Source organism: Citrobacter sp. Ce104 (assembly GCF_030334595.1).
GTDB classification, from domain to species: domain Bacteria; phylum Pseudomonadota; class Gammaproteobacteria; order Enterobacterales; family Enterobacteriaceae; genus Citrobacter; species Citrobacter europaeus.
This window is the reverse complement of record NZ_JAOWDP010000068.1, coordinates 742,910-758,028: the sequence shown is the minus strand read 5'-3', so window position 1 is coordinate 758,028 and position 15,119 is coordinate 742,910. Positions and strand designations below refer to the sequence as shown.

Below are 15,119 nucleotides of genomic sequence, written 5' to 3'. Positions count from 1 at the left end.
AGGCATTTCGTAGCGCGTCTCAATGCTGAGACACCACGATCATCCGCTCTTAAATTCCCAGGCAGACAGAAAGGTTGCAATTGAACATTCAGCCAGTTTCTCAAGTTTATGGGGATCAACTGCTTTTTGCGAGATTATTGCTCCAGGAAGCAGATATCCCATAATGGCCCCGAGGAAAGCAGTAGCCTGTAATTCCGGATTATCTAACGTGACTATTCCTTCATTATTTTTCTGTTCCAGAATTTCTGTCAGCGCCTGCAAAACGCGTCCAGAGTTTCTTTGTTCCAGCATAACGTGTAAATCGGGCTTTTGAACCAGCACTTGAATCAATAATCGCTGGAAATGGATATTCTCAGGGGTATAGAAATGATTCTGTACAACCCGGGCAAAACCTCTCAGGAGATCGGGAAAATCCAGTTGCTCCTGGAGTAACTGGCGTAAAGGCGGCTGCATTTTGTCATTCAGAAATTCAAACGTCGCCAGCAGGAGAGCATCCTTTCCCCCCGGAAAATGGCTGTAAAGGGTCGGCCGCGTTGTCCCTGCTTCACTGGCGATAGTATCAAGGGACACGTCAATGCCATGCTTGAGAAACAGCTCACATGCCGTTTGTAAAATGCGAGGGCGGGACTTCATTGGCCGCCCACGTTGATTAACCATTATTGCATTCCTTACGTTTGCCTTTTTTCAGTCTCGAGATTCCCTGCTGAATGAGAATAAAAAACAGTGGGACAAAGAGCAGCGTCAGTAACGTGCCAGTGAGCATACCGCCGATTACCGAAGTTCCAATCTCTTTCTGGCTGGAGGCCCCTGCGCCCGTAGAGAGTACCAGAGGGATAACTCCAACAACAAATGCCAGAGACGTCATGATGACAGGACGTAAGCGTAATCTTGCGCCTTCAAAAGCGGCCTGAATCAACGGTTTACCCCTGCGGATTTGCGCCAGAGCGAATTCAATAATGAGAATTGCATTTTTTGCTGACAGCCCCATCGTTGTTAGTATACCTACCTGGAAGTAGACATCATTTTCGAACCCGGTGATTAAGGCTGCACTCACTGCGCCGAGAACCCCAAGTGGGATAATCAGAAGCACAGCAATAGGCACAGACCAGCTTTCATATAAAGCAGCCAGACACAAAAATACGAACGCAACGGAGGCAAGATATACCCACAGTGTCTGTGCCGAGGAAGCCTGTTCCTGCCAAGATATCCCGCTCCACTGCAGATCAAATCCTTCGATTGGCGCTATCAGCCTGGCCATTTCAGCCATTGCTGCCCCAGAACTTATGCCGGGAGCTGCATCTCCTTGAAATTGCACAGCAGGTAATCCATTGAATCGCTGAAGCATTTGTGGACCAGTAGTCCAGCGGAAGGAGGCAAAACTGGCGAATGAGGTCATATCATCGCTACTGTTACGTACAAACCAGGCGGATAAGTTTTCAGGTATTGAACGCCATGGCGCATCACCTTGTATATAAACCCGTTTTACTCGGCCACGGTCAATAAAGTCATTAACATAAATCCCTCCCCATGCAGCAGAAAGAGTTTCGTTGATATCCGCCTGTTCAAGGCCGTGAGCTTGTGCTTTTTGTCTGTCAATATCTACCTGCAGCAACGCCTTTGCGGCAAGGCTGTTCACTCGCACAGCGTTCAGATTTTGGTTTTCTCTGGCGGCCGTAAGTAACATTGTTTGCGCCTGATTAAGACTGTGATAACCGCGGTCTGAAATATCCTGAAGCCATAATTCGAACCCACTGGATTGTCCCAGCCCACGAACTGTGGGTGGAGATACAATGCTGATAGCTGCGTTCTGAGACGTTTGATTAAAATATTGATTAGCCCTTGCGATAATAGCCTGAGCGCTGTTCGTTTCACCCTGACGCTCGTCCCAGTGCTTTAACTCAGCAACGGACATTCCCACATTTTGCCCGCTACCTGCGTTATTTCGGCCAGCGACCGTAAATATAGCGTTAAGATTGGCACTCTCCTGTGTCATAAAATAGCGTGTGATTTCATCTCCAACCTTCTGAGTCATTGACATTGGCGCCCCTGGAGGAAGAGTGAACTGGATTGATATTGCCCCCTGGTCCTCCTCCGGAAGAAAACTGGTCGCGAGTTTTTGATATTGCCAAACCATGAACATCGACATCAGAAAAGCGAGAATAATGATTCTCACAGGACGCGCTGATATTTGCGCAAGCATATTAATGTAGCGATGCTGACTTTTTTCGACATACCTGTTGAAATGAGTGAAGAATTTCCCTTTCTTCTCATTTCGGCTTTTAAGCAAATGAGCGCACAACGTAGGGGTTAAAGTCAGTGCAACCAGCACGGAAAGCGACATAGCAGAAACAATGGTCACTGTGAACTGGCGGTAAATAATGCCGACTGAACCACCAAAAAACGCAATTGGAATAAAAACGGCGGATAAGACCAGCGCGATACCTATTAATGCACCGGTTATTTCCCGCATGGAGTGGAGCGTAGCCTGCAGCGGATCGAGATGTTCTTCTTCCATCACTCGTTCGACATTCTCAACCACGACAATCGCGTCGTCGACAAGTAGCCCAATGGCAAGCACCATGGCAAAGAGTGTTAAGGTATTGATGCTATAACCCAGCAGACTGAGGATGCCGAATGTGCCCAATAATACGACGGGCACCGTCAATGAGGGGATTAATGTGGCTCTCCAGTTTTGTAAAAATAGATACATTACCGCCACAACAAAAACAATCGCTTCAATCAGCGTCTGCACAACATTCCCGATGGACACCGTCACAAACGGTGTACTGTCACGAGGATAAGCAACGACAATGCCTTGCGGAAACCGATCTTTTAATCTGTTAACTTCAACGCGAATCTTTTCAGCAGTTTCCAGTGCATTAGCTCCGGATGCGAGTTGAATAGATATTCCAGCAGCAGGATGACCATTAAGTGTGGTCAGATTCTGATAGTTTTCAGCCCCAAGTTCGATTCGAGCAACATCTCGCAAATATACAGCTGAACCATCATTATTTGTCCGAAGAATGATACTTTCAAATTGCGTTGATGTTTCCAGGCGGGACTGGGCGGTCACCGTCGCATTCAGATACTGATCATTGAGAGAAGGAAGAGAGCCAATCTCTCCGCTGGTCACTTGCGAGTTTTGTGCTTCGATAGCCGTTTGTACATCTGATGGCATCAAACCATAATTATTGAGTTGATGTGGGTTGAGCCAAATCCGCATGGCATATTGCGCACCAAAAACAGTTGTTTCTCCCACCCCCTTTATTCTACTTAAGGGCTCCTGCAACGTATTGATAAGGAAGTCGCTAATATCGACACTGGTTAAACGATCGTTCTGGTCATATAAGGCGATAACCATCAGGCTATCTCCCTGTGATTTAGTCACAGAAAGCCCCTGTTGTTGCACCTCCTGCGGTAGCCGTGTCATAGCCTGATTTACAGCATTTTGCACCTGGACCTGCGCTATATCGGGATTAATACCTTGTTCAAAGCTAAGACTGATACGAGACTGACCAGCTGAACTGCTGGTTGAAGAAAAATAAAGCAGACCATCAATTCCTTTGATTTGCTGTTCAAGTAGCTGCGTTACGCTGTCCTCAACGTTTTGCGCAGAAGCGCCTGGGTAGTTTGCCGTAACGTTCACCCCCGGAGGCGCAATATCCGGATACTGCTCAACAGGCAATGTGAAAAGAGCCAGGATACCGGCAGAAACGATGCAAATAGCAATGACCGCGGCGAATACAGGACGGAAAATAAAGAAGTGAGCCAGCATCGTGTTTTCCTCCGTTTAGTCAATGGGGTCGCGCAGTGAAAACACGTGCGGAGGCCTGGCACGCTGAATAAAAGCCATATGCGATGTTTGCCACAAATTAAAAACAGGTTGAGGTATGGGCAATGTGACCGTTGCTGGGCATAGCAGAATATTGATTGCTTTTGCGACAATGTATCTGCTGATTTCAAGGCAAGACATTGTTCGTTGATGTTCACGCCAGAGATAGTCATAGGTTTGGATAGTGAAACTATTTTGTAGTAGTAAAAAACGTAAATAGCTGAGTCGTAGCTGCATATGCTGATAATTCAAATCAGTGCACTGAGAGCAAGCCAGCTCACGGTCCCGCGTGACCAGACAGCGTTCAACAGTCTTTGGTTCCACAGATACCCCCTCATGCAGAGAGGCGTTAAGATGACATGAAAAAGCCATTAACATAATGAAAAATAATAATTTTCCCAAGTTAATCATAGCAAAATCCCATGAATTTATTTACTTTACAGTAAAGTAAATAAATTGATTAAACAAGCATCAATTTTTAACGCTATTCCAGTAATGGGTCTTCTTGAAGACAACTGTTCCGGGTCACAGAGACCGGAGCAACTCCTGTATGTCGTCTAACAGCTCCACTCTGAATTGATATGCAAAAACGTGATACTTCATCGCTAAAATGCCGCTCGAAATTGTCGCAATGCTGTACATTCATTTACACTTTTTACGAAATTACTGGTGTGATAACAAAAAAGTTCTTGTCAGATGCCCTGTAAGCCAGGAATGATACATGACTGATTTTGATGACCCGAAGAGGTAGAGAGGATGGGTATGAAGAATAAAATGTTGCTGGGTGCACTCCTGCTTGCAAGCAGTGTCGTCTGGGCCGCGCCGGCTGCAACAGCTGCCCCCACAGGTATCGATAAGTATGAGCTGAGCAGCTTTATTGCTGACTTCACCCATTTCAAACCCGGTGACAAGGTTCCACCACTGTATCTCACCGAAGAATACACCATTAAACAGTGGAATCTGCGCAACCTGCCTGCACCAACAGCAGGTACCCACTGGACCTACATGGGTGGCGCCTACGTGCTGGTCAATGATGCCGATGCCAAGATCATTAAAGCCTACGACGGCGAGATTTTTTATCACCGATAAAAAAAAGTACCTTCATCACGAAGGTACATTTTTTAGAAACATCACACCGCACTAATTAGTCATAAGATACCGCAAATATGACTTTACTTTGAACCTCACCAGGCCGTAACGATTCTCCTGTTACACGAACATATTTCGCAGTAATAGGGAAAGTGTACTGATTGTTGATTGTATCCAGTTTAGCTATTCTGTTCATCAGAGTATCCCCCAGTTTTAGGGGAGTCGTCGCGGTGCCGTTATATATCTGGAACCCCACTCCTTTTGCGCCATTCGTTAGCGTATTTTTTAGTATTTTCCCGCCTTCATCCCAGTCACCGCGAGCCACCTTAAAACTCACGGGGTTGGTGGTAACGTTATATATACTTTCACAATTCAGTATCAGATTTGTGGAGCCTGATTTAGTATTTGTTGCTGTATTAATCTCGTTTAACGTTGTATCGGGCATTTTAATTTCGTATATTGCCTGTGAAAAACGGCAGGTTGTTGGTCTGTGCTTGACGGTAAACGTAATATTTTGTGAGTAAGATACGTTGCTGTTAAATTTCCCTCCAATCCAACAGACAATCCATGACCATAGGCTGCTATTGCAGGTATTATCAGTTAATATACTAATAGCGGGACGTCCAAGGTTTATCGTATTGCCACTGGCTATCGTCAGATCAGCAGTACCAGATCTGACATAAGAAGCCTCGATAACGAATGGTCTCGGGTTAATAACTTCTTGTGTTTTATACTCTTTGGGCGTTGAGTTATATTGACCATCATTGCCTGTTGCAACAGGGAATCCGCTTCCGGTCAGTTTTAACTTCATAAAGATAGATTTTGTCGCACCGGGTTCTTTAAGTTCAATAATATAATCTTGTAATGGCGTTGCATAATACATTTTATCAGTTGACGCATTACATGAAAATGTATCATTCAGGTTGGTATTGAACGCTACAGTAACCACAGAACCAACTGTTGCTGACGTCATATCAAGTTCTACAGTTTGCTGTGCGGTCGTATTCTTCCCTAGGGTACATTTAGCCTGCCCCCAAAAAGAGAATGCCAATAAAAGCAAAAACAAATATTTTTTCATAAACCAATCCCTTATCGGCAAGTATAAACTTCATTCTCATCAATCGCCTTATCGAAGGTAATCGTACAGAACTTCCCCTGTTGTTTATTAACTGCAACGCGTACCGAAGCGGGAATATCATTGGTACGAATAAATAACCGGCTACCCTGCCCCACCAGGCCAACATTATTACCAAGTTCATCTTCCACTTCATAACCAAACGATAACGGAGAGCCGTCCGAACGCTCGGCAATGAAATACCAGGGTTTACGCCGATCGGTTTCAAACTCCGTCATCACGACCGCGCCGCGATAAGGTACTGTGCCTTTTCGATTGCCCAGCAACGCCACATCGCTATTACTGTCGGAAAGATCCAGCATCAGCATATTTTCACGATACGGCGTCAAACTGTCGTAAACCGCGTAACCTTTGCTGTTAGTTGTTAGATAACGATGTCCCTGCACGGCCGCGCCCTGTAACCCAGGCGCTTTAACAATGGCGAATGTATCTGAAAGCCGAGGAGCTAACGCGACACCATCTGACCACACGACTAACCCACCCTGAATATTGCCGCTGGCCTGCTGATATTTATTCGATTGACTATAACTGCTGCCAAAGGTCGCCATCGGCGCGCGCCAGACCAGGTTACCACCTGCCGTTGTCTCACTCTCCTGACGTTGATGGCTCAGATTTGCCCCTAAACTAAACTGATCGCGGTTTCCGGCAACACCGCTGAGACTGGTGTTACTCGACTGAAAGCCGTCATTATCAAACGTCGTCGAGTTGGATACGAACAAATCGCGTCGCGGCGTGGAAATCCCATCCCCCCACGAGAATGGGATGGAGATATACAGGTTAAAACGTTTATCCTCGTGGTTGTCTTCATCATAGGTCTGGCTAACAGACAAGGTGTAACTGACTCGCTGCCAGGCGTTCGAGTAGCTCAGCTGATAATCTTTGCCGGTTCCACTGCGCTGCCAATAGTCGCGCCACAGGCCGCTGACGGCCAGGGATCCCCAGTTCTCGGGTAACGCTTGATTGATATTTAGCGAAAAGCTGTTCTTACGACCAAAATCGTTCTGATAGTAGTCCGCAACGTCATAAACATCATTTTCATCGCGGTCATAGTGATTTTTGTTATTCGCCCATACGTAGTCATTAAAGGTACGATAATTTCGCGAGGAGTAACGAAAAGCTGCCAGCGCAAACTGCGTGCCGGTCTGAGCGACATACTTATTCCACGCAACCTGATAACTCTGACCATCAAAAACATCACCATTGTCCTGCTCACTATGCGATCGCGTGGCGTCTACCGATACTGCGCCAATGGGTGTATTCCAACCGGTCCCGAGCACAAATGAGGTATAGTTTTGTGACAGCATAGTGCCGCCATAGACCGTAAGCAGATTGTTCAGACCATATTGATAGCTACCTTGCAGGAAATCATACTGATTGCCAGCCCCCTCTATATGACTGCGCCCAGCAGCAAAATCATATTTCGATACGCCCGACTGCAGCATATTTGGTACAGATGAATAAGGCACCAGATAACGAGATACCGAACCATCCGCTTCTTTCACGCTCACATCTAAATCCGCACCACCGCCAGCGAGCTGTAGATCATCAATAGCAAATGGGCCAGGTGGAACTTCTTTCTGGTAAATAACAAAGCCGTTTTGTTCGATGGTTACCAGCGCGTTGCTCTGGGCAATCCCGCGGACTACTGGGGTAAAATTCTGTTTTGAGTTCGGTAACATTTGCATATCGCGCCAGATACGCACACCACGAAAACGTACCGCATCAAAGATATCCGCGCCGGTATACATATCTCCGGTACGTAGCGTGCCAAGTATTTGTGGGATACCTCGCTCCATATATAGCGTATTACTTTTCCAGTTGCCGCTGCCCTCGTTGCCTTTGGTATAGTTGGCATTTGAGTGCAACTGCCACCCTAGCAGGTTCAACCCGCTATTCAGGTTCACATAGCTGCTTTTATCATCACCACCGTGTTTATAATTACTGTAATACTGGCTGGCGTAATAAGAGGTATAAAAAGCGTTAACACCGCGATCCCAGGTTTCAGGCGGCACATATCCTGGTTCATATTCCAGCACATACGCCTGCGGAACGCTTAGATTCAAAATAAATTGCCCGATGTCATAACCAACACTGCCGCCCTGAACTGCTTCACGTAGCGGCACGCACTCCTCTTTTTTATCCGTTTTAATATTCTCTGTGCGAATACCAATTTGCTGCAATTGTGCCCAGGACAGACATGTCGCGTCAGGATCAGCGTTGATATTAATTTCGTACCGGCCACGCCACTGGTTATTAAGATAAACATCCATTTCATATATGCCGGGCATTGGCTTATCACCATCAATTTGATAGCGAGAGATTTTCTCGCCGTTCAAACCGCCGATCATAAAATTTGTATCAAACGTGTCTTCTTCAGCCCATGCGGATGAAGTGGCTAACACTGACAAGATTGCCAGTGTAATGGAGTTTATCTTTGACATAATCAGTCCTTGACTATCTTTCCGTTTTTATTTTTTCACTTAAGTAGTTTCCGTGATCGTCAATAAGAGTAACCTTGTAATGATTAACGACAGCAGCAGTGACAACCTTTTTATCTGACCACGGAGCAAGCAACACTGTCTCGCTGTTTATTTTTGAATTACCCACGAGCTCAGGTATCGTTATCCAGTTGGCAGAATTGTTTTTGATATTAATGCCACCACTGACATATCTGACGCTTAAGCGAGAAAAGCTTTTTTCATCTACACCGGCAATGCCCTGCGGACGATATATAAATTTGATGCGATTCTGCATAGCAAATTTAATCATATTCTTCCCTGCTGATTCCGCAGAATTAGGAGGAATATCCAACACATTAAGAAAAAAAAGGCTTTCACGATCTTTTGGCAGCGTATTTGCTAGTTGCTTGATTTTGAGTTGTTGACCAGAACCTCCGCTGACCTTAGCCACGGGAGGATTCATCACAAATGGCACCTGGATTTTTTCTGGTGGCAGGCTGGTATCTCCGTCATCTATCCAGGACTGGACCAGGGAGCTACGGCTACCTTCATTCATTAACTGTACGGTAATTTCTTTTTTCTGTGCCGGATAAATGACACGCGTGCCGTAAATGTACACGCCACCCCACGCAGGCAATACTGTGCCAACTAATAATAATACTATTATTTTTTTCATTATAATTATCCTTACTACGGAAATAATCGGCGACCAGAGCCGCCGATAAACAGGATAGCAATCTTAATCAGTAACAACAGTCATCGTCAGCGAAGAGGCAACGTCACCAGCGGAAACAGCGGCAGTACCAATTTTCGCGTAGCGTGCACTAAAGTTCAGCGTATATTTATTGTCTGCGGTTTTGGTTAACTCAATACCTGTATCGGGGTTAACCTGTTTAGTAAAGTCATCACCATAGTAAACGGAGAAGCCAGCACCATTATTTGCGGCAGTATTTCGTGTAATATATTTATTAGTGCTGTCAAATTGAGAACTGGAGAAAGTAATTTTCGGTGCTTTATCCCCCGTACATTCAACAGTCAATGGCGCGGTAGTCTTATTTGAGTATCCGTCATAAACACCACCCGCACTTAAGTTATTTAATCTGTCAGCACCAATTTGGTTCATACCAATGGTCGCCGTGGTGTCACCCGTAAATTTACAGGTTGTTCCAACCACCTTACCAGTAATAATCAGTTCACCCTGATCGGTATCAGCAGCAAAAGCCCCAGCGCTCATAAATACAGCAGACAGCACAACAGCAGAAATAACTGAACGTTTCATAGTATCTTCCTTAATGAATTGAATTCTATTTATTAAGAGGGTTTAACTCTTGAAATTAAATTCGCACACCAGAAACGTTACCGCAATGTAAACACGTTGTTTTATTGATTTAAAACAAGTTGCAAAGAGCAATATAATTGCAACAAATAAATAGAGTTCTTTATTGTTTATAAATTAATAAATTTAGGAGATTAACTGCCGGAGTGAAATTCTTTGAGGAAATAATTAACCACGCATTATTCACCACAAAAATACATGGTTAATAAAAGACTTTTTAATCATAACGAGTCAGCACAATCTGCCGTGTAGCGTCGCCGGGAACAGTAACAATTTCCGTTACCGCACCTTTTGTTGGTTTGGAGACACCCTCTCTGACGTTTGAAAAGGAAACGGCATTGCCACAGCGTTGCTGCACTTCGTTATTGACAACATCAGTGCTGCAGGTAGGCTCGGTTACTCGACCACTTATATTCACGGTGGCAGTCTCTGCGGCAAAAACAGAAGCGCTCATTCCATACATCAGAGTAATAACTCCCAAGAATAAACTAATTTTCATAGCATTCATTATTCCTGTATTGGGCGGAAACAGCGTGCAAGCCGTCTGGCTGTGAGTAATGGTTAACTCTCTCACCAGAACTAATTGAGATTGTAGATTAATAGGATGAATTTGATCAATTCAAATGATGCATTGAAGCGATTTATTCAGAAAAAGACATGGATTATACAGGCAGGATAAACAATATAACGAAGTTTATTCACCCCATACATTCACCGCATCAATTTATTATGATGCGGTGAATATCTGTCACGCGGTTAATTACACGGCGCGAAAGGCAATCTCGCCCGGAATAACTTCACCCTGCCAGTAAAGCTGGGCAGCTACACGCCCAGCCAGGTCACGGTAAATGGCGGTAAATTCACTGTCAGGACGACTGATAACCGTCGGGGTACCACGATCGAGGTCTTCACGCAGAGAGATATGCAGCGGCATCTGTCCCAGCAGTTGGGTGTGATACTGCTCAGCCAGCTTCTGCGCGCCTCCGGTGCCAAAGATTGGCTCATGATGACCGCAGTTGCTGCAAATATGCATGCTCATATTCTCAACAATACCCAGCACCGGCACTTCGACTTTTTCGAACATCACGATGCCTTTTTTCGCATCGATAAGCGCAATGTCCTGCGGAGTGGTCACCACAACAGCCCCCGTGACCGGAATGTTCTGCGCCAGCGTCAACTGGATGTCACCGGTGCCCGGTGGCATATCCAGTACCAGGTAATCAAGATCCGGCCATAGGGTTTCCTGCAGCATCTGCAGCAGCGCTTTGCTGGCCATCGGACCACGCCACACCATTGCGTTATCGTCAGTGACCAGATAACCAATAGAGTTCGTCGCCAGACCGTGAGACATGATAGGCGCCATGTGGGTACCGTCTGGCGAGGTTGGCCGCTGGTTTTCCGCGCCGAGCATCGTTGGGATAGACGGCCCATAAATATCGGCGTCCAGAATCCCTACCTTCGCGCCTTCCGCAGCCAGCGCCAAAGCCAGGTTCACGGCGGTAGAAGATTTGCCCACGCCGCCTTTACCCGAACTGACGGCGATAATGTTTTTTACACCATTAATGCCTGGCTGGTTTTTCACGCGTTTCAGCGTCGCAATGTTATGCGACAGCTTCCAGTCGATCGCTTTCGCACCGGTAATACGCAACAGATCGGCGCTACATTGCTCTTTTAATTCCTCAAACGCGCTATGCCAGACAAACGGCATGACCAGCTCAACGTGCAACGTGTCATCCATCCAGGCGACGTGGTGCAACGCTTTAAGCGTCGTCAGATTATGCTTCAGGGTTGAATGCTGAAAATTCGCCAGCGTCCCGGCGACCATGGCGCGCAGGGTCTCTGGTGATTTGGCCTGGGATTGTGCGTTCATCCCGACTCCTTTTTGTTGTTCTGAATATACAATAGTCACCAGGTAGTTTACTCCAACCGCAACAATTATTCATTTACGGATAAATGCCCTTATCGCTTGGCGCAGTAATTACCATTTTGGTACTATCAAAGCCCTTTTCACTACAAAAGAAGTAATTGCCCACTATGACTCAAGTCGCGAAGAAAATTCTGGTAACGTGCGCACTGCCGTACGCCAACGGCTCAATCCACCTCGGCCATATGCTGGAGCACATCCAGGCTGATGTCTGGGTCCGTTACCAGCGAATGCGCGGCCACCAGGTTAACTTCATCTGCGCGGACGACGCACACGGCACGCCAATCATGCTGAAAGCGCAGCAGCTTGGGATCACGCCAGAGCAGATGATCGGTGAAATGAGTCAGGAGCATCAGACTGATTTTGCAGGTTTTGACATCAGCTATGACAACTACCACTCTACGCACAGCGAAGAAAACCGTGAGCTGTCTGAGCTGATTTACACGCGCCTGAAGGAGAACGGTTTTATTAAGAACCGTACAATCTCCCAGCTTTACGATCCGGAAAAAGGCATGTTCCTGCCGGACCGTTTTGTTAAAGGCACCTGCCCGAAATGTAAATCACCGGATCAATACGGCGATAACTGTGAAGTCTGTGGCGCAACCTACAGCCCGACCGAACTTATCGAGCCGAAATCCGTCGTTTCTGGCGCGACGCCGGTAATGCGCGACTCCGAACACTTCTTCTTTGACCTGCCGTCCTTCAGCGAGATGCTGCAGGCCTGGACGCGCAGCGGCGCGTTACAGGAGCAGGTTGCCAACAAAATGCAGGAATGGTTCGAGTCCGGCCTGCAGCAGTGGGATATTTCCCGCGATGCCCCGTACTTCGGTTTTGAAATCCCGGATGCGCCAGGCAAGTACTTCTACGTCTGGCTGGATGCGCCTATTGGCTACATGGGTTCATTCAAAAACCTGTGCGATAAGCGTGGTGACACCACCAGTTTTGAAGAGTATTGGAAGAAAGATTCCGACGCCGAACTTTATCACTTCATTGGCAAAGACATCGTCTATTTCCACAGTCTGTTCTGGCCTGCCATGCTGGAAGGCAGCAATTTCCGTAAGCCGACCAATCTGTTCGTACACGGTTATGTGACGGTGAACGGCGCGAAGATGTCCAAATCTCGCGGCACCTTTATTAAGGCCAGCACCTGGCTGAAGCACTTTGATGCCGACAGTCTGCGCTACTACTACACCGCGAAGCTTTCTTCACGCATTGATGACATCGACCTGAACCTGGAAGACTTTGTCCAGCGCGTAAACGCCGATATCGTTAACAAAGTGGTCAACCTGGCTTCACGTAACGCGGGCTTTATCGCTAAGCGTTTTGACGGCGTTCTGGCGGCTGAGCTGGCCGATCCGGCGTTGTATAAAACCTTCACCGACGCCGCAACGGTGATTGGCGAAGCGTGGGAAAGTCGTGAATTCGGCAAAGCTATCCGTGAAATCATGGCGCTGGCCGACGTGGCAAACCGCTACGTTGACGAACAGGCTCCGTGGGTCGTGGCTAAACAGGAAGGCCGCGATGTCGACCTGCAGGCGATCTGTTCCATGGGTATCAACCTGTTCCGTGTGCTGATGACTTACCTGAAGCCGGTTCTGCCAACGCTTGCTGAACGTGTAGAAGCGTTCCTGAACTGCGAACTGAGCTGGGATGCCATTGAGCAGCCGCTGCTCGGTCACAAGGTCAACACCTTCAAGGCGCTCTACAATCGCATTGACATGAAACAAGTTGAAGCGCTGGTGGAAGCATCGAAAGAAGAAGTGAAAGCCGCTGCCGCACCGGTAATCGGCCCGCTGGCGGATGATCCAATTCAGGAAACCATCACCTTTGACGATTTCGCCAAAGTTGACCTGCGCGTGGCGCTAATTGAAAACGCTGAATTCGTGGAAGGTTCCGACAAACTGCTGCGTCTGACGCTGGATCTCGGCGGCGAGAAGCGTAACGTCTTCTCCGGCATTCGTTCTGCTTATCCGGATCCACAAACCCTGATTGGACGCCAGACCATTATGGTTGCTAACCTGGCTCCTCGTAAGATGCGCTTCGGCATTTCTGAAGGGATGGTAATGGCGGCAGGTCCTGGCGGGAAAGATATCTTCCTGTTAAGCCCGGACGAAGGCGCAAAACCTGGCCAACAGGTGAAGTAAATCAGACATCTCAAGCGCTGCAACTGCAGCGCTTTTTTTGCTGAATGATTTTATCCCTAATCTTAAACACACTGCCTCACTCCATTTTCGGACTGCTCAGCCAACGCGATTAGATTTATTCTATACTGCTCTGCTATTAAGGCCGTTCGGTCCCATCAAATTCATTGGCGCTATTATTTAGCATCCAACATTCATGAAATGGAGTTTTACATGAAAGCGTTTCAAAAATTAGTTTCACTTGTCGCTGCGTCGGTTGTCGTTTTTTCTCTGACGGGATGTGGTGATAAAGAAGAGACAAAAACATTCAATGCCAACCTTAACGGTTCGGATATTACCGTCTCTTACACCTATAAAGGCGATAAGGTTCTGAAACAGATCTCCGAAAGTAAAATCAGCTATGCATCGATCGGCGCCAGCAATAAAGAAGAAGCCGCGAAAGTATTCGACGCGCTGAGCGCTAAATATCAAAATATCGCTGGTATAGAAGAAAAGCTCAGCTATACAGATACCTACGCGCAGGAAAATGTCACTATCGATATGGAAAAAGTTGATATAAAAGCATTGCAGGCAATTTCCGGGATGAAGCTTTCTGAGAGTGCCGATAAAAACATCAGCATGAAGCAAATGCAAACGGTAATGGAATCGGCGGGTTTTAAAGAAGTGAAGTAAACCACCGGCGACCCGATATTCATCGTGGTCGCCCGCTTTACGCTTTAAGACTTCGCGTTATGCACGTGGAAGGTCAAACCTCGCAGGAAATAACGTAGAAACTGATCGCCGCATTCGCGATAATTCTTATGGTCCGGCGCGCGCATCATGGCGGTGATTTCCGGCATCGACACACGAAACTTCTGCCCGGTCATAATGGCCAGAATATCATCGGTTTTCAGCGAAAAAGCGATACGCAGCTTTTTCAGTACCGTATTGTTGTTAACACGACGCTCAAGCGCCAGTTCCGGCGCAGAATCATCTTTACCACGCAGATGATAAATCAGTCCGTTTAAAAAACCGGAGAGAATGATATCCGGGCAGCGCACAAACCCGTCTTCATCTTCTTTTGTCATCCAGGTATCGAAACCTGCGGAGGTGGATTCCATGTCAGCAAGCGCAAGAATACGCACCATGTCGTTATTGTTCGCTTTCAGGGTGTAGCGCAGGCTACGAAGAATATCGTTACTTAGCATAGAGCCTTCAACTGTC

General features: G+C 46.9%; 12 protein-coding genes. 3 read left to right on the top strand and 9 right to left on the bottom strand.

Features of this window, described 5'->3' with window-relative positions; all coding sequences use genetic code 11:
- Positions 1–39: 39 nt before the first annotated feature.
- On the bottom strand, positions 40–657 hold the full coding sequence (locus OGW16_RS22005) for a TetR/AcrR family transcriptional regulator (RefSeq protein ID WP_047410037.1): 618 nt from the start codon (positions 655–657) through the stop codon (positions 40–42).
- Positions 650–3,775 carry an efflux RND transporter permease subunit gene (locus OGW16_RS22000; protein ID WP_100194583.1) on the bottom strand — a complete coding sequence of 1,042 codons (3,126 nt, stop codon included), beginning with the start codon at positions 3,773–3,775 and terminating at the stop codon, positions 650–652. The genes OGW16_RS22005 and OGW16_RS22000 overlap by 8 nt, the downstream gene beginning before the upstream one ends.
- A gap of 813 nt (positions 3,776–4,588) precedes the next feature.
- Between OGW16_RS22000 and OGW16_RS21995 the strand changes: the two genes are divergently transcribed.
- Positions 4,589–4,921 (top strand): RcnB family protein, encoded by a 333-nt coding sequence (locus OGW16_RS21995; protein ID WP_003834436.1) that lies wholly within the window; start codon positions 4,589–4,591, stop codon positions 4,919–4,921.
- A gap of 55 nt (positions 4,922–4,976) precedes the next feature.
- Here OGW16_RS21995 and OGW16_RS21990 read toward each other — a convergent pair whose 3' ends face one another.
- The 6 genes from OGW16_RS21990 to apbC form a co-directional block, all read right to left on the bottom strand.
- Positions 4,977–5,999 (bottom strand): fimbrial protein, encoded by a 1,023-nt coding sequence (locus tag OGW16_RS21990; protein ID WP_181634552.1) that lies wholly within the window; start codon positions 5,997–5,999, stop codon positions 4,977–4,979.
- A gap of 11 nt (positions 6,000–6,010) precedes the next feature.
- A complete protein-coding gene (locus tag OGW16_RS21985; protein ID WP_286518855.1) occupies positions 6,011–8,497 on the bottom strand; it encodes a fimbrial biogenesis outer membrane usher protein in 2,487 nt (828 codons plus the stop codon).
- A gap of 13 nt (positions 8,498–8,510) precedes the next feature.
- Positions 8,511–9,191, bottom strand: a complete 681-nt coding sequence (locus OGW16_RS21980) for a fimbrial assembly chaperone (RefSeq protein ID WP_172863181.1) — start codon at positions 9,189–9,191, stop codon at positions 8,511–8,513.
- A gap of 63 nt (positions 9,192–9,254) precedes the next feature.
- Positions 9,255–9,794, bottom strand: coding sequence for a fimbrial protein YehD (gene yehD, locus OGW16_RS21975; protein WP_286518853.1), 540 nt, complete (start codon positions 9,792–9,794; stop codon positions 9,255–9,257).
- Positions 9,795–10,068: 274 nt separating this feature from the next.
- Positions 10,069–10,350, bottom strand: a complete 282-nt coding sequence (locus tag OGW16_RS21970; RefSeq protein WP_075146373.1) for a DUF2574 family protein — start codon at positions 10,348–10,350, stop codon at positions 10,069–10,071.
- A gap of 261 nt (positions 10,351–10,611) precedes the next feature.
- Positions 10,612–11,721 carry an iron-sulfur cluster carrier protein ApbC gene (gene apbC, locus OGW16_RS21965; protein ID WP_043016929.1) on the bottom strand — a complete coding sequence of 370 codons (1,110 nt, stop codon included), beginning with the start codon at positions 11,719–11,721 and terminating at the stop codon, positions 10,612–10,614.
- Positions 11,722–11,885: 164 nt separating this feature from the next.
- Here apbC and metG point away from each other — a divergent pair, with 164 nt between their 5' ends.
- The gene (metG, locus tag OGW16_RS21960; RefSeq protein WP_087051330.1) at positions 11,886–13,919 is read left to right on the top strand and encodes a methionine--tRNA ligase; all 2,034 of its coding nucleotides are present in this window, start codon (positions 11,886–11,888) and stop codon (positions 13,917–13,919) included.
- A 210-nt stretch (positions 13,920–14,129) separates the two neighbouring features.
- Positions 14,130–14,588 (top strand): YehR family lipoprotein, encoded by a 459-nt coding sequence (locus tag OGW16_RS21955; protein ID WP_080624929.1) that lies wholly within the window; start codon positions 14,130–14,132, stop codon positions 14,586–14,588.
- Positions 14,589–14,632: 44 nt separating this feature from the next.
- On the opposite strand, the gene OGW16_RS21950 is transcribed toward OGW16_RS21955, so the two are convergent.
- Entirely contained in the window at positions 14,633–15,103 is a 471-nt protein-coding gene (locus tag OGW16_RS21950; RefSeq protein ID WP_043017948.1) for a YehS family protein, read from the bottom strand.
- Positions 15,104–15,119: the final 16 nt, after the last annotated feature.

Excerpts from the sequence above, each read along its gene's own strand:
- OGW16_RS21970 (WP_075146373.1), bottom strand. The coding sequence starts at position 10,350 with ATGAAAATTAGTTTATTCTTGGGAGTTATTACTCTGATGTATGGAATG.
- yehD (WP_286518853.1), bottom strand. The coding sequence starts at position 9,794 with ATGAAACGTTCAGTTATTTCTGCTGTTGTGCTGTCTGCTGTATTTATG.
- OGW16_RS21955 (WP_080624929.1), top strand. The coding sequence starts at position 14,130 with ATGAAAGCGTTTCAAAAATTAGTTTCACTTGTCGCTGCGTCGGTTGTC.
- OGW16_RS22005 (WP_047410037.1), bottom strand. The coding sequence starts at position 657 with ATGGTTAATCAACGTGGGCGGCCAATGAAGTCCCGCCCTCGCATTTTA.
- OGW16_RS21990 (WP_181634552.1), bottom strand. The coding sequence starts at position 5,999 with ATGAAAAAATATTTGTTTTTGCTTTTATTGGCATTCTCTTTTTGGGGG.
- OGW16_RS21985 (WP_286518855.1), bottom strand. The coding sequence starts at position 8,497 with ATGTCAAAGATAAACTCCATTACACTGGCAATCTTGTCAGTGTTAGCC.
- OGW16_RS21995 (WP_003834436.1), top strand. The coding sequence starts at position 4,589 with ATGGGTATGAAGAATAAAATGTTGCTGGGTGCACTCCTGCTTGCAAGC.
- OGW16_RS21980 (WP_172863181.1), bottom strand. The coding sequence starts at position 9,191 with ATGAAAAAAATAATAGTATTATTATTAGTTGGCACAGTATTGCCTGCG.
- apbC (WP_043016929.1), bottom strand. The coding sequence starts at position 11,721 with ATGAACGCACAATCCCAGGCCAAATCACCAGAGACCCTGCGCGCCATG.
- OGW16_RS22000 (WP_100194583.1), bottom strand. The coding sequence starts at position 3,775 with ATGCTGGCTCACTTCTTTATTTTCCGTCCTGTATTCGCCGCGGTCATT.
- metG (WP_087051330.1), top strand. The coding sequence starts at position 11,886 with ATGACTCAAGTCGCGAAGAAAATTCTGGTAACGTGCGCACTGCCGTAC.
- OGW16_RS21950 (WP_043017948.1), bottom strand. The coding sequence starts at position 15,103 with ATGCTAAGTAACGATATTCTTCGTAGCCTGCGCTACACCCTGAAAGCG.